The organism is Bradyrhizobium sp. C-145 (genome assembly GCF_023375135.1).
Lineage (GTDB): Bacteria > Pseudomonadota > Alphaproteobacteria > Rhizobiales > Xanthobacteraceae > Bradyrhizobium > Bradyrhizobium zhanjiangense.
In genome coordinates this window covers 553,681-572,191 of record NZ_CP088150.1, presented here as the reverse complement: position 1 = coordinate 572,191, position 18,511 = coordinate 553,681, and the positions used below count along the sequence as shown (strand labels likewise).

The window sequence follows — 18,511 nt, the reverse complement described above, 5'->3', positions numbered from 1 at the left end:
GATGGTTCCTGCAGGTGAACCACGACGCGCTCGCCGAGGTCCGGCAGTTGCTCGGCTGAAGCTTGGCTGGCAGCCCGGGGAACCCCGACCTTTCACGCGCCCGTCGGTTGAATTCGGGGCCTCGGGGTCTTATCCGTAAGCCCCCATGGACACCCAGATCATCACCGCCGAAAAACCCCTGATGGCGCAGGCCCGCCCGCGCAAGCCGGCGCCGTTCCTCCCGATGAGCCGCGCCGAGATGGATGCGCTCGGCTGGGATGCCTGCGACATCGTGCTGGTGACCGGGGACGCCTATGTCGACCATCCGAGCTTCGGCATGGCGATCATCGGCCGCCTGCTCGAGGCGCAAGGCTTTCGCGTCGGCATCATCGCGCAGCCGGACTGGCATTCGGCCGAGCCGTTCAAGGCTCTGGGCAAGCCGCGCGTGTTCTTCGGCGTCACCGGCGGCAACATGGACTCCATGGTGAACCGCTACACCGCGGACCGCCGTCTGCGCCATGATGACGCCTATACCGCTGGCGGCGAAGGCGGCAAGCGGCCAGACCGCTGCACCATCGTCTACGCGCAGCGCTGCCGCGAGGCGTTCAAGGACGTCCCCATCGTGCTCGGCGGCATCGAGGCCTCGCTGCGCCGGATCGCGCATTACGATTACTGGTCCGATAAGGTGCGCCGCTCGGTGCTGGCCGACGCCAAGGCGGACTTGCTGCTCTACGGCAATGCCGAGCGCGCCGTGGTCGAGGTGGCGCAGCGGCTCGCTGCCGGCGAGGCGCCGCGTGAGCTCGACGACATCAGGGGCGTCGCGCTGTTCCGCCGCGTGCCGGAAGGTTATTCCGAGCTGCACGCCGACGATCTCGACTCCGCCGACGAAGGCGCATCGCGGAAGCCGGGCGCCACGGTGATCCGCCTGCCGGCGCTGGAGCAGGTCGAGCAGGACCGCGAGGCCTATGCGCGCGCCTCACGCGTGCTTCACCGGGAGAGCAATCCCGGCAATGCGCGGCCGCTGGTGCAGCGTCATGGCGATCGCGATCTCTGGCTCAACCCGCCGCCGATCCCGCTGACCACCGAGGAGATGGACGCGGTCTACGATCTGCCTTACGCACGCGCGCCGCATCCGTCCTACGGTGATGCGAGAATTCCCGCCTGGGAGATGATCAAATTCTCGGTGACGATCATGCGCGGCTGCTTCGGCGGCTGCACCTTCTGCTCGATCACCGAGCACGAGGGCCGCATCATCCAGAACCGCTCGGAAGGCTCGATCCTGCGCGAGATCGAGAAGATCCGCGACAAGACGCCGGGCTTCACCGGCGTGATCTCCGACATCGGCGGCCCCACCGCCAACATGTACCGGATGGCGTGCAAGGATCCGAAGGTCGAGGCGGCATGCCGGCGGCCGTCCTGCGTCTTCCCCGAGATCTGCCCGAACCTCAACACCTCGCATGACGACCTCATCAGGCTCTATCGCAAGGTGCGCGAGACCCGCGGCATCAAGAAGGTGATGGTCGCCTCCGGCGTGCGCTACGACCTCGCGGTCGAGAGCCCCGAATACATCAAGGAGCTCGTCACCCATCACGTCGGCGGCTATTTGAAGATCGCGCCGGAACATACCGAGCGCGGTCCGCTCGACAAGATGATGAAGCCGGGCATCGGCGCCTATGACCGCTTCAAGCGGATGTTCGACGCTGCTGCCGAGCAGGCCGGCAAGAAATATTACCTGATCCCCTATTTCATCGCGGCGCATCCCGGCACGACCGACGAGGACATGATGAACCTCGCGCTGTGGCTGAAGAAGAACCGCTATCGCGCCGACCAGGTGCAGACCTTCCTGCCCTCGCCGATGGCGACGGCGACCGCGATGTACCACACCGGCGTCAATCCCTTGCGCGGCGTCCGCCACGGCGGCAGTGACAAGGTCGAGGCGATCAAGGGCCTGCGCCAGCGCCGCCTGCACAAGGCGTTCCTGCGCTACCACGACCCTGACAATTGGCCGGTGCTGCGCGAGGCCTTGATCGAGATGGGCCGCCGCGACCTGATCGGCTCGCAACCCCATCAGCTCGTCCCAGCACACCAGCCGCCCGGCACCGGCAAGGCCGCCGGCACCAAGCGCCCCATTCGATCAGGCGGCAAGACGCAGAAGTTCACGACCAAGGGCGTGCGGCTGATCAAGTAGCGGCCGCCACGCGCCTGCTAGAGATCGAGCACGACCGCCCCTGACACGGCATCCGTGACGCCGCGTCCATTGCCCTGGTCCTCGAGCACCGACCTGAAACTGTCGAGAGTCTTGATCATCGCGGGCCGTGCCGCGACCATCGCGTCCTGACTGGCCCAGCTGCCGATGAGGCAGAAGGCCTGCTCGCCGGTCTTGATGATGACGCCATGTTCGAGGCCCGGCCACTTCGCCTTGCCGTTCCGGTGCGCGTCGAGGAAAGCGGCTTCCTCACCCTGCTTCACCCTGAACTTCACCACGTTATAGACTTGCATGATGCGCCTCCCGAAAATGGATTGATGAAAAGGCGAACGCCGGGCCGGTCCGGCTCGGGCTGATAGTTTTGCATCCCCGAAACAAAAAGTCGAAAACAACCCCATGCACAGTAGCCGGGAATAGCGAAATCAATGGCTTGAAGCGCGGAAGTCGAGTCGCGCCGTGATCGCGCCTGAGCGGGTCGTTCGCGTCCAACATTTAAGAAAAACCGAAAATCGCTTGAGGCGTCGGGCAAAACAGGTGTAGGATGGCATCATGGGAAGCGTGGGGCCAAGCAACCAGCCAGAGCGGCCAGCCAGTCTGCCCGCTCCACCGGATCCGCAATTTCTCGACCATCTGCTTCAGCAGCTCGGTAACATCTGATGCACAGTCAAATGTGCAGCAAGACGTTGCTTTGCTCTACGGTCGCATACTTCGTTGAAGAAAGGAGATCGTATCAGCGATAGATTGGGCGCGAACTGCCGTGTCAAATCCCATCGAATAGCCCGGTGCTGTAGCGAGGCAGGTACCAAAGGCGGTCGGGTCGAACGGCTTCGCCTCGCCGTCGATGAGCAAGGCCGGCCGCTTCGGCCCGAGCAGGATAAGCGGACATTTTTTCGTGCTCACGAGGTCCGGGTAGAAGCGGACGGTGGTGAGATCGGGGACGGTCCATGCATGGTAGGCGCCCGGGTAGATGACAGTTTGGATCGGGGCCGGCGCCCCTGCGGCGCGCACATAAGCCAGATATCTCTCGATCTTGGTCAGCGGCAGATTGTCGTCCTTGTCGCCGAGCAGCAGCAGGACCGGGGAGCCGGTATAGGCGCCGGGTTCAGCGACCGCGCCAAAAGTCCCACCGGGATAGAACGAGACGTGAGCTGCAAATCGGTCTGGGCCTGGAGTGAGCGCCGATCTCACCGCCTCGAATGCCGCAAGATGAGCCACTTCAGCCCCATACGAAAATCCGATGAGCGCAATATGCGCGGCGTCGATGCGACTATCGCGGGAGAGAAGCCGCAGCGCGGCGTATGCGTCCGCAACGCCAACCGTCAGATAGCCCGGTGATCCCTGCAGGGCTGTCCCCGTGGTTCCGCGCGCGGAAAAACTGTCATACGTCAATGTGGCGAAACCTGCCTTGCGCAATTCCGCAGCGACGTAGCCTTCGTTGGCGTCACGATAGCCAGCGAGCGTGTGAACGACGATGACGGTTGGATAGCGATCCTTCACTTGCTTGGGAAACTCAAGCGTGGCCTTGACCGTCACTGCTGCGGTCGTAGCCTCCCCCGCCAAAAGTTGGCGCATGTCGCCGTAGGTGGCCGATTGAAACGTGATTGTGGATGTGCCTGCCTGCGTCTGACAATGTCCAGCCGCTGTGCCAAATACGATACTCGCCATCAGCAAGCATAAAAATCGGTACATCGAAGTCTCTCCGCCTCACGGCCGAACGGACAAACCTACCTGTCCAATCCTGCGAATGCTACGTCTGATGGCCCATCTGAGAAGTTGTGTCTCGTCTGCCCGGGGGGCCGCTCACTGCGTCAAAGCAGTCCAGGCTTGCTCAACCTGAGTTCTTCGCATTTTGACCTGAGGCAGACTATCCCCGAGCCTCATCGATCTGTCTTTTTTTGACCGGAAACGTCCATCACTCTTCCGGCACGCCAGCGAGGCGGAAGCCTTCACAGACGCGCTCGAGCCCGACAAGAAAATTCGGACTGTCGCTTTGTTGAGCAGTGCGGAAGCGACGGATGGTGAAACCCGAGTTGAGCGCAAGTCCCGTTCTTGCAGCAGTTCGCGCCTCATCGAGGGCGCCGGTCAGGCCCAACGCAGCGGCGAGTGCCAAATGAGCGATAGGAAAGTTGCGGTTCGCCTCAATGCTTCGTCGGAGCCAACTGACGGCTTCGACGTCCGAACCAAGCTGTAGCTTGGCCACGCCTACAAAACACGCCCATTGGTAGGCCTCAACGTCGCGAGGGGAGAGACGTAAGGCCTCGAATATGTGGCCTTCGGTCTCGGCAGCGAGTCCCATATAGAATTTGGCAAAACCAAGGGCAGCATGAGCGTGGGCCCCGTTCGAATCCAGCGCCAACGCATGCTCGAATTCACGGATGCCTTGGGCGGCCCGGTTCGTAAAGATCTGGACCCAACCCCGAGCCAAGTGGGCTGAAGTGCGGTTCGGCGTGATCGACAATGCCTTATCCGCCATCGCCTCGGCCGCTGCGAACCGCGCAGGCCCATCATCCGTCGTAAAGCTGGATCCAATTGCCGTATCAACATTTGCCAGGCCAATCATTGCTTCGACGTTGTCGGGGTCGTACGCTAGAGAGCGTTCGAAGAAGTTCCGCGCTCGGGTTAAGCATTCAAGGCTAAACCCCTTCATCAGCCAGGCCCGGCCCTGGAAGTATAAGTCCATCGCATCGGGATGCAGCGTACGCTCGGCTCGTCGCGCTTCCGCCTCGATGAGCTGGCGACCTAACGTATTGGCGAGCCTCGATACGATTTCGTCCTGCATGTCGAACAGGTCGACGACAGACTTCTCGAAGCGCTCGGCCCAAAGATGCTGGCCGCTGATAGCATCAATCAACTGCACGTTCATGCGAAGCCGCTTGCCGCTGCGTTGCACTGAACCTTCGAGCACGTAGCGGACGTTTAATTCGCGGCCGACTTGCCGTACATCGACTGCTCTACCCTTGTAGGAGACGGCGCTGTTCCGTGCGATCACAAATGTACCAGCGATGCGCGACAAGTCTGTGGTCAAACTCTCGGTCACGCCATCCACGAAATAGTCCTGCTCGCGGTCGCCGCTCAGGTTCGCGAAGGGTAGCACGACGATGGAGAGGCGCGGTGGCATGTCGCCGGTTCGCTCGACTGAGCCAGCCGCCTTTATTGCGGAGCTCCCGGTTTCCTGCACGGCACCCACGAATCGGAAACCTTTGCGCGGGAGCGTCTTGATCAGGTCCTGTTTCTCGCCAGTGTCGCCGATTGCACACCTGGCACCATTGATGCGCGTCGTCAGCGCGGCATCCGAGACGATACGACCATTCCAAACGCCGGCGATGAGCTCGTCCTTGCTGACGACGCGTTCCCGGTTCCGGATCAAATAGTTCAGAAGGTCGAATACTTGCGGCGCGACAGAGATTGTCTCGGCTCCTTGCCGCAGCTCCCGCCGTTCCGTATCCAGCGTGAAATCCGAAAAGGAGTAAAGCAAATGCATCCTCCTGCGGTACGAACGCACTCCCCTGGAGCCGATATGTAAGCAGACGGTAAGAAGAATGGAAGCCGCCTGTAAAGCGCTTCCCATGACCTCGGTGCATCCTCGCGCGCGGCTGAACAGTATGAACTGCTTGCCGATCTCGCGTTACGAGGGAGGATGTCATGACGCGGATGTTTGCACTGACGTGGGCGGCCACTGCAGCGAGGCTCTTGATCTGGGTCGTATGCGTTCTCGCCTCTGCGAACCGCGCTCAGGCTCAATGCTCGGCGCGCGATGTGTTGCAAAAGCAGTTAGTGCTTAAGGCGGCGCCCGTTGTCCCGACACGCATGGGTCCAGTAACGTCCGTTTCGGATGTTGCCGAATGGAAAACGATCAGCATCGGGACGTTCCCGGATACGTTTGCTCTCCTCACCGCTCTGAGTGCGATTGGTTGCGGCGTCGGTAACTCGGCTGCGGAGGCTCTTGCCCGACCTGCGTTTACGCTCAGCGGTACCAGAACGGCGGTAACACTTCTGACAGTGACCGCGGCCGATCTAGGCTTCAGGGGTGAGACGGTGCCATTGCGGCAAATCTACGAACTCGCGCAGCAACTGGGCTTCGGGCTTGCACCGCCCGAAATCGCTCCGCAGCTCAGACTTCAATATCTGGACCAGCCCGTAGGTGAGTTTCTCGTCATCGGGATGAACCCGATCCGGACATGGACTGGTGAAGAGGTCATCCTGACCGTGGCAAATGGAGGAGCGGGTCTCATTCTCATCGGCCAGGACGGTCGCGCCGACGCGGAAATTCCAGTGACCTCCCGCTTCGTGTTCCTGCGCTCCTTGCCCATTACGCCAGCTGCGCTGAATCGAAACTGATTTTCCGAGATGGCCGAGGTGACGAGATGCTGGCGATCAGAGCGAAGAAGCGCTTGGCAACTCAAATCTGCCTGCTGTTGCTGGTTGCGACCGCGACATTTGCGCGAGATGACGGGCGCTATGCGAATTCACCGCTGAAGCCCTGGTTCGAGAGCCTGCAAAGCGAATTCGGGAAGTGCTGTGAGGACTCCGACGCCTACGTGGTCTCCGAACCGAATTGGAAGTCCGATCACGGACAATATCGAGTTCGCATCGACGACGAATGGGTGCTCGTGCCAGACGGCGCTGTCATCAAGCAACCCAATCTTGCCGGACGGACCATGGTCTGGAAGCACTACATCGATGGACATCCTCGTGTCCGCTGTTTCATTCCGGGCAGCATGACGTGACACGTCGACCAACGTCTAGTGAACCCCGCGCATGATCCAAGATCGATGGCTGGTCCACCATTGGGATCGGTTGCTCAGTTTCGTTAAAGCAAGAGGCCTCGCTCATTGTTGTTGCGGTGCTTACATCCGGAAATGGCCCCTTCTGGACCTTACCGCGCCCAGTTCCAATGCCTGATGCCTGAGGAAGATCAGAAGGGACTTCAGGCGCAGCAATCCATCGCTCGTGGCCTCTACCGAGAGTCAGTCGGTCCTACCTGGCCGTCCACAGTTGGCAGATATCGCAGCCATTCACCGGATCGGATGCCTCGAGGATCAATACCTCGGTGCGAGGCGACGTAGTCGATCTCGCTGCGCGTGGTGGCGATATCCATCAGTTCTCGATCACTTAGGTCGGACAAGGTGGCGCTCACTTTCCGGCGTTCGCGGCGCTCCTGAAAGGCATCCCAACATTTCCGGATGAAGCTGGTGACATGCCGGGTCGATACGGATGTCCATTCCAGCCGTGTCGTGCCATGCGTCGTGGTCATTGCGGTGTCTCCTGGACGGTGTTTCTGCACCGACCGGAGAGTGCCGCGGGATTGGTTGGGGCGCTTAACCGGCAGCTTACATTTTCCGTACCGGCGGCTTATTCTCGCGATTTTCGGCGAGGTCAAAACGCTGCCCAGTTAGCATCCAATGGGATTCGCATCCTTGCTATCTCTTTGCAGAGTACGTATTCGACACTGACCGGCGCGAGCTGCATCGCGGGGCAGACGTCGTCTCCATTGCACCACAGCTCGTAGGATGGGTAGAGCGCCAGCGAAACCCATCAATCTCTCAGCCTGTGGCGAGGCATGATGGGTTTGCTCAACCCATCCTACGAGCTTGACCGGTTGCGACATCTGAGGAGGCTTCTCGGCGTGGCAGATCGAAGTCGAATGATCTGAGTTCGTGGTCCGCTGTAAGGCAGAAGCACCAGCAGTCCAACCCGTGCCTCATCTGCTTCCCCGGGGGCAATCGCATATGGGAGCCATTTCCCTGTGGCCATCCTTCGAGACGCCCGCCGTAGGCGGGCCCTCAGGATGAGGACCGCGTGCGCGGCGGTAGTTTCAACGAGCACCGATGCCACTTAGCCTCATCATGAGGAGACCGCCACCGGGTCCGCGCAAGGCGCGGCCCGATGACAGGCTCCGCGGTCGTTTCGAAAGGACGAGGCGCGCGCTCAGGTCGCGCAAAATGCCATATGCGGTAGCCCTAACGGGGGGCGCTTACGGGTGCATGCCCCGTATTCTCATCTTTCCTCAGGTCGACGTCTCGCAAACTGTTCCGATCATCCATATGTTGCCTCCATGAAAAAGATCGGATTCCTCTCCTTCGGGCACTGGACGCCCTCGCCGCAGTCACAGACCCGCTCTGCTAGCGATACGCTGCTGCAATCGATCGAGCTTGCGGTCGCGGCGGAACAGTTAGGGGCGGACGGCGCCTATTTCCGCGTGCATCATTTCGCGCGGCAGCTGGCTTCGCCCTTTCCGCTGCTCGCCGCCGTTGGCGCGAGGACCAGCAAAATCGAGATCGGCACGGCCGTGATCGACATGCGCTACGAGAATCCGCTCTACATGGTGGAGGACGCAGGCAGCGCCGACCTCATCGCCGGCGGCAGGCTGCAGCTCGGCATCAGCCGCGGCTCGCCCGAGCAGGTGATCGACGGCTGGCGTTACTTCGGCTATCGCCCGGCCGAGGGCCAGAACGACGCCGACATGGGCCGGCGCCATGCCGAGGTCTTCCTCGACCTCTTGCGCGGCGAAGGTTTTGCCGAGCCCAATCCGCAGCCGATGTTTCCCAATCCGCCCGGGCTGTTGCGCCTCGAACCGCATGCGCAGGGCCTGCGCGAACGCATCTGGTGGGGCGCCGGCTCGAACGCGACCGCGGTGTGGGCGGCCAAGCTCGGCATGAACCTGCAGAGCTCGACGCTGAAGAACGACGAGACCGGCGAAGCCTTCCACGTGCAGCAGGCGGCGCAAATCCGCGCCTATCGCGCCGCGTGGAAGGAAGCCGGCCACGGCCGCGAGCCGCGCGTGTCCGTCAGCCGCAGCATTTTTGCGCTGATCGACGATCGTGACCGCGCCTATTTCGGCAGAAGTGGCGAAGGCGAGGACCAGATCGGCTTCATCGACCCGCGGACGCGCGCGATCTTTGGCCGGAGTTATGCGGCGGAGCCGGATGTGCTGATCGAGCAGCTGCGCCAGGACGAGGCCATTGCGGAGGCGGATACGCTGCTGTTGACGATCCCGAACCAGCTTGGCGTCGCCTATTGCGCGCATGCGATCGAGGCGATTCTGACTCACGTCGCGCCGGCGCTGGGGTGGCGGTGAGGCGAGCCGCCCCCCATACGACCTATAGTCGAGATTGACTTCAGCCACCACCCCAGCCAATGATGCCCGGGGAAATTGGAATGATTAAGGGGCGAGAATGCGTTTGGGGGTGGGGATCTTTGCCGTGGCCACGCTGCTTGCGGGGTGCGCATCGGGGCCAATGGGCGATCAGGCTCTGACCGAGAACGTCAAGTCGAACACTGCACGCCTTGTGGTGTATCGCTCGTCCGCCCTGGGATTTGCGGTCCAGCCCAACTATGCCGTGGACGGACGCGTGATTGGCGGCAGCCAGGCCGCGGGCTTCCTGGCGTGCGATCTGCCTCCGGGCCGACACGAGGTCGCCGTCAACAATCTGCCATTGAGCAGCAATCTGTTCGGACAGGGAAGCGAGAAGGTGAGCCTCGAATTGCGCGCAGGCAGCACCACCTATCTCTCAGCCCAGCCGCAGATGGGAATCGTGACGCCCGGCGCGATCACGCTGATCCAGGTCACGGAAAGCCAGGGCCGCGCGGACGTCGCCAAGCTGCATCAAAGCAACGGTTCATGTGACAAGGCGTGATCCAACTCGCTCCGGTATCAAGGAGCGCATCAATCGCCTCGCCCTGAAGATCATCCTGCGGCTCGGAGCCAAAGATCTCCCAGCCCGCTTTGACGGGGAATGGCGGAAGAAGGCGCAGGAGTGGGTCAGCGTCGGCAGGTGATTGCGGCCGAAACCTGAGCAACTGCTGCGGCTGCGGTCATTGAGCGACACCTGTGGTCGCACGATGCCGGCGTGAATAGGGACGCGATTGGTGGCTGAATTCGTCCCCGAGGCGATCAGGCTGCCGCCCGCTTCGACCGGCAGCAAGTTCCGCGTGCGCTTGTCAGCGGCCTGATCTGCGAGCCGGCCCACCGCTCACCCCGCCTTCACACCCGCATCGATCAGCATCTTCGCCGCCGCGACTGCCGACTGCGCCGGTCCGTCCTCCGACTGCTGGCCGGTGACGTAGATGCCTTCGATCAGCAGCAGCAGGGCGTCGCCGAGCACGGCCGGCTGGCGCGCGCCCATGTTGGCGGCGAGTTCGCGCAGGCGCTTGCGGAAGACCTTTTTGTGCGCTTCGGCGACCTGACGCGCGGGATTGTCGCGCGAGGGGTACTCCACCGCGGCGTTGCTGAGGCCGCAGCCGCGATAGCCCTTGCGCACGGCGTGCGCCGACAGCTGGCTGATATAGGCGAGCACATGCTCGCGCGCGTTGCTGTAAGTCTTGCCGTCGGGGCGCTCGAAATTCTCCCAGAAGTGCTGGTCGTAGTCGCGTAAGTACGCGGCAGCGAGATCGTCCTTGGAGGCGAAGCTGCGATAGAGGCTCGGCTTGGTCACGCCGGCCCGGTCCACCACCTCGTCGACGCCGACGGCGCGGATGCCCTCGCGGTAAAACAACTCGCTCGCGGAGGCGCGAATCCGGTCGGCGGCACGGAGCGGCGGGTCCGCGGGTGCTTCGGCTTTTTTCTTCATCGCTTTCCGATGCCTTCCATCTGGGCTTGACAATGTTACTGACCGGTACGTACTAATGCCGCATCGAAATACGTACCGGTAAGTAACATGCCCCATTCTCCCGTTCAACCTGCCTCCGTTCAATCCACCACCGTCTCCAGGCGGCCGTTCGGCCCGAACTATGCCTTCGTGGTCGTCGCCGTGATCTTCCTGGCGTTGCTGGCATCCGCCGGACTGCGCGCGACGCCGAGCGTGCTGATGCTGCCCCTTCAGAAAGCATTCGGCTGGGACGTCGGCGTGATTTCGTCGTCCGCCGCCGTCGGCATCTTCCTTTACGGCCTCGCGGGTCCCTTCGCGGCGGCCGTGATGCAGCGCTTCGGCATCCGCCGCACGGTGCTCGGCGCGCTGGTGCTGATGTCTCTCTCGACCGGGGCGAGCTACTTCATGACCGCGCCGTGGCAATTGTTCCTGACCTGGGGCCTGCTCTCCGGCATCGGCTCGGGCGCGGTCGCCAATGTGCTCGGCGCCACCATCGTCAATCGCTGGTTCACCACCAATCGCGGCCTCGTGATGGGCCTTTTGACCGCGAGCACCGCGACCGGCACCCTGATCTTCATGCCGGGCCTCGCCTCGCTGGTCGAGTGGGGCGGCTGGAAGCCGGTGGTGCTGACGGTGGCCACATGCTGCGCGGCGCTGATTCCGCTGGTCTATTTTCTGGTGCCGGAGCGGCCCGCCACGATCGGCCTGCGCTCCTACGGCAGCACGCATGACGAACAGCCCGCAGCACCCGCGCAGGGAAATCCGTTCGTCGCCGCGATCAGCAATCTTGTCCGCGCGACGAAGACCCCGACTTTCTGGTTCCTGTTCGCGACGTTCTTCATCTGCGGCTTCACCACCAACGGCCTCGTCGGTACGCATCTGATCGCGTTCTGCGGCGACCACGGCATTTTCGAAGTGCAGGCCGCAAGCCTGCTGGCATTGATGGGGTTCTTCGACCTGTTCGGCACCACCTTGTCGGGCTGGCTCACCGACCGTTTCGATCCGCGCAAGCTCTTGTTCTTCTATTACGGTCTGCGCGGGCTGTCGCTGATCTACCTGCCCTACTCGGACTTCTCCTTCGTCAGCCTGTCCGTGTTCGCGGTGTTCTACGGCCTCGACTGGATCGCGACGGTGCCGCCGACCGTGCGCATCGCCAACGAGGCGTTCGGCGACAAGAACGCGCCGCTGATCTTCGGCTGGGTCGTCGCCGGCCACCAGCTGGGAGCCGCCTGCGCGGCCTTCTTCGCCGGCTACATGCGCTCGGCGCAGGGTGACTATCTGCAAGCCTTCATGATAGCGGGCGCGACCGGTATCGTCGCAGCCGTGCTCTCGCTGATGATCGGCCGGCGTCCGATGCAGCCGGCGCTCGCCGCGGCGTGAGGGGCAGATTGCTTCGGATGGCGGCGGCGCGATCCGCCGCCGTTCAACCTGGGAAAGCGCGATGCGCGCTTGACGCGTCACTCTCGGAATAGAGCAGGAGCGGTCAGCTGATGTTGAGCAGAATCCGCCCCGATTCGCCGCTGCGCATCAGATCCAGCGCGTCGTTGATGTCGTCGAGCGCGAACTCGTGGGTGACGATGCCGCCCTTAGCAGTCATGATATCCATGAGGCGCGCCCCGTCACTCGAAATAGATGAATTCGTAATCGCCGGTGTAGCCGAGCTTGCCGTAGAGCCAGGTCCATTCCGATGTGTGCAGGATGGATTCCGCCGTCAGCGCCCAGCATTCGAGATTGTGCAGCTCGGCGACGGTCCGGTAAGCCTCGACCATGACGTACTTGTTCTTGCCGACCATCATTGTTTCAGATCAATGATGTGGACATCCGTAGCCGCAACCGCACGCGTGTCCGAGCCTCGCGCGGCCTTTGTTCGGGATGCGAGGTCGGGCGAACCTTGATTCCACGCTCCACCGCGGTATACGTTCCCACCATGATGTTCATGTCCACATTCTTCCCGCTGATCTGAACGACTGAAGTCGTTCCGGCGCATCCGCGCCAATCAGATCAAACGGCTGCGCTTGATGCGTAGCCGAACGGAGAATGTGCAATGCCCAAGACCGAACAGGCTGGCCTGAATCCGGAAAGGCTCGCATGCCACCATCGCGCGGGAGCTGCTGCCCTATGGCGACGCAGGCGCGACGCTCCGGCAGCTCTCTGCCGAGGACTACGCCTCGACCGCAGATTGCGGGGTCGAACTGGCGACCGGTGCGGCAGGCAGCGTCTATCTGTGCCATCCGTTCCTTGTTCATGCCGCGCAATCCCACCGGGGGAAGCGGCCGCGCTTCATGGCACAGCCTCCGCTGCTGCCGAAGGGCGAATTTGATCCGGCGTTGCCACCTTCGCCGGTTCAGATCGCCATCCGGCAGGCGTGTGGGCTGGCGTTGTAGTCGGACAACATCCGGGACCGCTGGGGCGGCTGATGTTCCGGTTGCTCCCGGCGTTTCACGGGGCAACGGGCTGAAGGGCCGAATGCTGAGCCCGGTGGCACGGGCGTTTGCCGATTGCGTTCGCGAAATTGCCAAGCCGCTTACCCGCCACTGAGGGCACGGCGTGATGAGAGCGGCGGCGAAATCGTACTGAAGCGCGCGAAATCGGAAATGGCGTGCCGTTCAGAACAAAACAACGAACTCATACATAATTGAAATTGCGTGTGATTTTTCCTGCCCCAGGCGTTCCACCGCTGTCGGCGCAGACTTCGGGTCCCTCCCGTTGTCGTAGGAAAATTCAACACACCTCACGACAGCGTGCACCTTTCGCTCCTGGGACGTAGTATGTTGCCGGAAGCCGTCGACGCTTCGAGACCGAGAATTTCGGTCGCACTCGATCGCGAGCGCTCGAAGAGATGCACTCCAGACTCAAGCTGATGATCGCGGCAGCGGTCGGACGGCGCGGCAAATGGAGGACACGATGGTGTGGCGTGACGACAAGGCCCGGGCAACCCTGATCCGCGATGCAGCAGGCAGCGTGCCAGCCGGCAAGAGCCCCCGGGCCTTTGCCGAGCCTCTGTTCGGCTACACCAATGCCGAGGACCTCGCCAATTACGATGCGGCCTCGCTTGCCCTCCTGGCGGAGCAAGCCTGGGAACACGTGCAGCGGCGCACGGCCGGCCGCGCCGATATCCGCGTCTTCAATCCGGTGCTGCCCGACGGACGCGAGATTTCCGTGCTCGAAATTCTCAACGACAACATGCCTTTCCTGTTCGACTCCACCATGGCGGAGCTCATCGAGCAGGGCATCGAAGTCACCCTTGTCGCTCATCCGATCATCGCCGTGGAGCGCGATGACCAGGGCAAGCTGCTGCGCTTCTACGGCGAATCACTGCCGGAGGGAGCAAAGGGCACGCGCGAAAGCCTGATTCATCTCCACATCACTCGCCTGGACGCCGATGCGGATCGCAAGAAGCTGATCGAGGGCCTCACCAGCACGTTGAATGACGTCCGCGCCTGCGTCACCGACTGGCGCGCCATGCGCGACCGCGTCGAGGAAGCGATCAAAACTTTCTCTTCCAATCCGCCGCCGCTGCCGATCGACGAGGTCGCCGAAGCAAGCCAGTTCCTGCAATGGCTCTGCGCGGACAATTTCACCTTCCTCGGCGTGCGTGAATATCGCTTCTCGTCCGACAGCGACGCGTCCGACGACATTACAACCGGCGAAGGCCTCGGCATCTTGCGCGATCCCGACGTGAAGGTGCTGCGCCGCGGCACGGAAATGGTGGTGATGACGACGGAAATTCGCGAGTTCATGCGCGAGCCGACGCTGCTGATCGTCATCAAGGCCAATGTCTCGAGCCGCGTCCATCGTCGCATCCGCATGGATTATGTGGGCATCAAGCTCTATACGCCCGACGGTCGGCTCGAGGGCGAACTGCGCGTCGTCGGCCTTTTCACCTCGGGCGCCTATACCCGTTCGGTACGACAGATCCCCTATGTCCGCCACAAAGTTTCGGGGGTGCTCCAGCGCGCGGGCTTCGACCCGAGCGGCCATTCCGGCAAAGCGCTCATGCATATTCTCGAAGAATATCCACGTGACGAACTATTCCAGATCGACGTCGACACTCTGAACAATTTCGTCATCGAGGTCCTGATCCTCTACGAGCGCCCCCGCGTCCGGGCGCTGGCGCGGGTCGACAAGTTCGATCGCTTCGTATCCGTCCTCACCTTCATTCCACGCGACAAGTACGACACCAATGTGCGCACGCGTGTCGGCGCCTTCCTGGCGCAGGCCTACAAGGGCACCCTGTCGGCCTCCTACGTAGCATTCCCTGAGGGGGCGCTTGCGCGCGTCCACTACATCATCGGGCGCTATGAAGGCAAAACTCCCCTCGTCGAACGCGCCGCGCTCGAAGCCGGAATCAGCGCCATTGCCGCAACCTGGGCCGACAAGCTGAAGGCCGCGCTCACTGCATCGACCGATGGCATGCGGGCACGCATGCTCGCCAATCGCTATGCCCAGGCCTTTAGCGGCGGCTATACCGAGGTATTCACGGCAGAACAGGCGATCGCCGATATCGCGACCATCGAGAAGCTCACGCCGGCGCGCCCGGTAACGATTTCGGTTCACCGCTTCGGGGGCGAGGGCAATCCCAGGCGCTTCGGCCTCAAAGTTTTCTCGGACGCCGCACCGCTGTCGCTGTCCTACCGCGTGCCGGTGATCGAAAATCACGGCCTGCGCGTGGTCAACGAACGCACCTATCAGATCGTGCCCGGTAACAGGCCCGCCCCGGTCTGGCTGCACGACATGACGATCGACACCAGCGACGGCCAGCCGATCGAGATCAGCCCGGACTTCAGCCATCGCCTAGAAGCCTCGATCATGGCCGTGGTCACCGACCGCGCCGAATCCGACGGGTACAATGCCTTGATCCTGCGCACGGCCCTGGGCTGGCGGGAAGTCTCGACCATCCGGGCGCTGTCCCGCTATTTGCACCAGATCCGTGCCCCGTTCACCCAGGACTATATGTGGGAGACCTTGCGCAAGAACGCCGCGATCACGGCCAACCTCGTCGCGCTGTTCCAGGTTAGCCGCGATCCGCATCTTATCCTTACCGATCGCGAACGTTCAGCGCGCGAGGCAACTCTCCTTGCCGAGATCGAGGAGCAGCTCAAATCCGTCGCCTCGCTCGACGAAGACCGCATCCTGCGCCGCTTCACCAATCTGGTCCAGGCAACCGTTCGCACCAATCTGTGGCAGATCGGCGAGGATGGACATCCGCGTCCGGTGATCTCCTTCAAGTTCGAGGCGCGCCGGATCGACGACCTGCCCGCTCCACGACCTCTCTACGAGATCTTCGTCTATTCACCTCGTGTCGAAGGTATTCACCTGCGCTTCGGCAAGGTTGCGCGCGGTGGCTTGCGCTGGTCCGATCGGCCGCAGGATTTCCGCACCGAAATTCTCGGCCTGGTGAAAGCGCAGCAGGTCAAGAACGCCGTGATCGTGCCGGTCGGGGCCAAAGGCGGCTTTGTACCCAAGCGCCTGCCACCGCCCTCCGATCGCGAGGCGTGGCTAGCGGAGGGCACGGAAGCCTATCGCATCTTCGTTCGTTCGCTGCTCGAACTCACCGACAATCTCGGCGGGGACATCGTGGTGCCGCCCGACCTGACCGTGCGGCATGACGGTGACGACCCCTATCTCGTGGTAGCCGCCGACAAGGGCACCGCCACCTTCTCCGACGTCGCCAACGCGATCTCGGCCGAGAAGAACCATTGGCTCGGCGATGCCTTCGCATCCGGCGGCAGCCAGGGTTACGATCACAAGAAGATGGGGATCACGGCGCGCGGCGCCTGGGAGGCGGTCAAGCGCCACTTCCGCGAGCTCGGCACCGACATTCAGACCACGCCGTTCACCGTTGCCGGCGTCGGCGACATGTCCGGCGACGTCTTCGGCAACGGCATGCTGCTCTCGCCGACGACGAGGCTCGTCGCCGCCTTCGATCACCGCGACATCTTCATCGATCCCTCGCCCGATCCGGCGATCAGCTTTCATGAGCGCCAGCGTCTGTTCGACCTGCCGCGGTCGAGCTGGCAGGACTACAACAAGTCGCTGATCTCGCAAGGCGGCGGCGTGTTCTCGCGCTCGCTCAAGGCGATCGCGCTCGCTCCGGAAGTGCGCACCCTGCTGGATCTCGATAAGCCGCAGGCGACGCCGTTCGAGGTGATGGCAGCAATCCTGAAAGCGCGCGTGGACTTGCTGTGGTTTGGTGGCATCGGCACCTATATTCGCGCGTCGGCGGAGAGCGACGATCAGGTCGGGGACCGCGCCAACGATCCGATCCGCGTCGCGGGTGGCGACGTGCGCGCGCGGGTGATCGGCGAAGGCGCCAACCTCGGCGTCACCCAGCGTGGCCGCATTGAAGCGGCACAGAAGGGCGTCAAGCTCAACACCGACGCTATCGACAATTCGGCCGGCGTGAACACGTCCGACGTCGAGGTCAATATCAAGATCGCGCTGGCGCGCCCCGAGCGCGAGGGACGCCTCAGCCCCGCTGACCGCAACAGCCTGCTTGCCGCAATGACCGACGAGGTCGGTACGCTGGTGTTGCGCAACAACTATCTGCAGACGCTGGCGCTCTCGCTCGCCGAGCGCAAGGGCGTGGCCGAGGCCGGCTTCCTCGCCCGCCTGATGCAGTCGCTCGAGCAGCGCGGCTTACTCAGCCGCGCGGTGGAGTACTTGCCCGACGACGCAGTGCTCACCGAGCGCATACGGCGCGGCCAGTCCCTGACGCGGCCCGAGCTTGCGGTGCTGCTCGCCTACGCCAAGCTGACCCTCTACGATGATTTGCTCGTCACCAGCGTGCCCGATGATCCCTATCTTGCCCGCGAGTTGTCTCAGTATTTTCCGCGCGAAATTCAGGACAAATTCCCGACAGCGGCCGAACTGCATCGTCTGCGGCGGGAGATCATCGCGACCAGCCTCGCCAATGCGGTGATCAACCGCGGCGGCCCGGCCTGTGTCGTACGCCTGATCGACGAGACGGACGCCGATATCCCGACCATCGTCATGGCCTACGTGGCGGTCGATGAATGCTACGGTCTAAAGGGGCTCAATGACGCGATCGATGCACTCGATGCCTGCATCGACGGGCAGGTGCAGCTGTCCCTCTACGCTTCCGTGCAGGACCTCCTGCTCTCCCGCATGGTCTGGTACGTGCGCAATGTCGATTTCAAGGGCGGGCTGGAGGCCGTCGTCGCGCGCTTCGGCCCGGCGATCCGCCAGATTGTCGCCGCGCTCGACACTACCCTGCCGCCGGACTTGCAGGCCGCACGCGCCAAGCGTCGGCAGGACCTGACCGACGCTGGCGTCCCGGCCGGCCTTGCCGGCGAGCTCGCCGATCTCGACCCTCTGGTCTCGGCACCCGATATCGTGACGGTCGCCGAGCGCACCACCCGCCCCATTGGCGACGCCGCCGCGACCTTCTTCGCCGCCGAGGCGAATTTCCGTCTCGACCGCATCATCGCCGCCGCGCGCCACGTGCCGGCAAACGACTATTTCGAACGTATAGCCATCGATCGCGCCGTTGAGCAGATCGCTGGCGCCGAAAGAAGACTGGCCGCGGATATGCTGGCGACCGGCCAGTCCGGCCAGCAGGCCGTCGAGACCTGGCTCGCCGCTCACCCCCAAGCGACGCGCATCCGCAGCTCGGTCGAGGAGATTGCTGCCAGCGGCCTGACGCTCGCCAAGCTGACGGTGGCGGCGAACCTGCTGGGCGACTTGGTCAAGGCCTGAGGGCGTAGCGAGGCAGCGA

The 18,511-nt window shown here is 62.9% G+C and carries 14 protein-coding genes and 1 pseudogene; 8 read left to right on the top strand and 7 right to left on the bottom strand.

All coding sequences use genetic code 11. The features are described 5' to 3' along the window. The first annotated feature begins 145 nt into the window (after positions 1 to 145). Positions 146 to 2,167: a YgiQ family radical SAM protein gene (locus tag LRP30_RS02560; protein ID WP_249759236.1), complete on the top strand. Its 2,022-nt coding sequence runs from the start codon at positions 146 to 148 to the stop codon at positions 2,165 to 2,167. Between the two features lie 17 nt (positions 2,168 to 2,184). Here LRP30_RS02560 and LRP30_RS02555 read toward each other — a convergent pair whose 3' ends face one another. The 3 genes from LRP30_RS02555 to LRP30_RS02545 form a co-directional block, all read right to left on the bottom strand. Beyond that, positions 2,185 to 2,478, bottom strand: coding sequence for a DUF718 domain-containing protein (locus tag LRP30_RS02555; protein ID WP_249759235.1), 294 nt, complete (start codon positions 2,476 to 2,478; stop codon positions 2,185 to 2,187). Between the two features lie 400 nt (positions 2,479 to 2,878). Further along, on the bottom strand, positions 2,879 to 3,874 hold the full coding sequence (locus LRP30_RS02550; protein ID WP_249759234.1) for a dienelactone hydrolase family protein: 996 nt from the start codon (positions 3,872 to 3,874) through the stop codon (positions 2,879 to 2,881). 223 nt (positions 3,875 to 4,097) lie between these two features. Next, entirely contained in the window at positions 4,098 to 5,666 is a 1,569-nt protein-coding gene (locus LRP30_RS02545) for a winged helix-turn-helix domain-containing protein (protein WP_249759233.1), read from the bottom strand. Between the two features lie 161 nt (positions 5,667 to 5,827). Here LRP30_RS02545 and LRP30_RS02540 point away from each other — a divergent pair, with 161 nt between their 5' ends. Both LRP30_RS02540 and LRP30_RS02535 read left to right on the top strand, forming a co-directional pair. After that, complete coding sequence (locus LRP30_RS02540) at positions 5,828 to 6,523, top strand: hypothetical protein (RefSeq protein WP_128940825.1); 696 nt, start codon at positions 5,828 to 5,830, stop codon at positions 6,521 to 6,523. A gap of 26 nt (positions 6,524 to 6,549) precedes the next feature. Beyond that, positions 6,550 to 6,912: a hypothetical protein gene (locus LRP30_RS02535; protein WP_128940826.1), complete on the top strand. Its 363-nt coding sequence runs from the start codon at positions 6,550 to 6,552 to the stop codon at positions 6,910 to 6,912. A 230-nt stretch (positions 6,913 to 7,142) separates the two neighbouring features. On the opposite strand, the gene LRP30_RS02530 is transcribed toward LRP30_RS02535, so the two are convergent. Continuing rightward, positions 7,143 to 7,439, bottom strand: coding sequence for a DUF1127 domain-containing protein (locus tag LRP30_RS02530; protein ID WP_128940827.1), 297 nt, complete (start codon positions 7,437 to 7,439; stop codon positions 7,143 to 7,145). 801 nt (positions 7,440 to 8,240) lie between these two features. Here LRP30_RS02530 and LRP30_RS02525 point away from each other — a divergent pair. Both LRP30_RS02525 and LRP30_RS02520 read left to right on the top strand, forming a co-directional pair. After that, the gene (locus tag LRP30_RS02525) at positions 8,241 to 9,263 is read left to right on the top strand and encodes an LLM class flavin-dependent oxidoreductase (protein ID WP_249759232.1); all 1,023 of its coding nucleotides are present in this window, start codon (positions 8,241 to 8,243) and stop codon (positions 9,261 to 9,263) included. A gap of 124 nt (positions 9,264 to 9,387) precedes the next feature. Then, positions 9,388 to 9,822 carry a DUF2846 domain-containing protein gene (locus tag LRP30_RS02520; RefSeq protein WP_245508758.1) on the top strand — a complete coding sequence of 145 codons (435 nt, stop codon included), beginning with the start codon at positions 9,388 to 9,390 and terminating at the stop codon, positions 9,820 to 9,822. A gap of 336 nt (positions 9,823 to 10,158) precedes the next feature. Here LRP30_RS02520 and LRP30_RS02515 read toward each other — a convergent pair whose 3' ends face one another. Further along, complete coding sequence (locus tag LRP30_RS02515) at positions 10,159 to 10,755, bottom strand: TetR/AcrR family transcriptional regulator (RefSeq protein WP_128931066.1); 597 nt, start codon at positions 10,753 to 10,755, stop codon at positions 10,159 to 10,161. 87 nt (positions 10,756 to 10,842) lie between these two features. On the opposite strand from LRP30_RS02515, the gene LRP30_RS02510 reads away from it, so the two are divergent. Continuing rightward, positions 10,843 to 12,153 (top strand): MFS transporter, encoded by a 1,311-nt coding sequence (locus LRP30_RS02510; RefSeq protein WP_249759231.1) that lies wholly within the window; start codon positions 10,843 to 10,845, stop codon positions 12,151 to 12,153. 103 nt (positions 12,154 to 12,256) lie between these two features. On the opposite strand, the gene LRP30_RS44900 is transcribed toward LRP30_RS02510, so the two are convergent. Both LRP30_RS44900 and LRP30_RS02505 read right to left on the bottom strand, forming a co-directional pair. Continuing rightward, positions 12,257 to 12,379, bottom strand: a complete 123-nt coding sequence (locus LRP30_RS44900; protein ID WP_256477652.1) for a hypothetical protein — start codon at positions 12,377 to 12,379, stop codon at positions 12,257 to 12,259. A 13-nt stretch (positions 12,380 to 12,392) separates the two neighbouring features. After that, positions 12,393 to 12,569, bottom strand: coding sequence for a hypothetical protein (locus tag LRP30_RS02505; RefSeq protein WP_245473399.1), 177 nt, complete (start codon positions 12,567 to 12,569; stop codon positions 12,393 to 12,395). Positions 12,570 to 12,845: 276 nt separating this feature from the next. Here LRP30_RS02505 and LRP30_RS02500 point away from each other — a divergent pair. Both LRP30_RS02500 and LRP30_RS02495 read left to right on the top strand, forming a co-directional pair. Beyond that, positions 12,846 to 13,157 (top strand): annotated as a pseudogene (locus LRP30_RS02500) (phytanoyl-CoA dioxygenase); the annotation flags it as partial. A 508-nt stretch (positions 13,158 to 13,665) separates the two neighbouring features. After that, the gene (locus tag LRP30_RS02495) at positions 13,666 to 18,492 is read left to right on the top strand and encodes an NAD-glutamate dehydrogenase (RefSeq protein WP_249759230.1); all 4,827 of its coding nucleotides are present in this window, start codon (positions 13,666 to 13,668) and stop codon (positions 18,490 to 18,492) included. Positions 18,493 to 18,511: the final 19 nt, after the last annotated feature.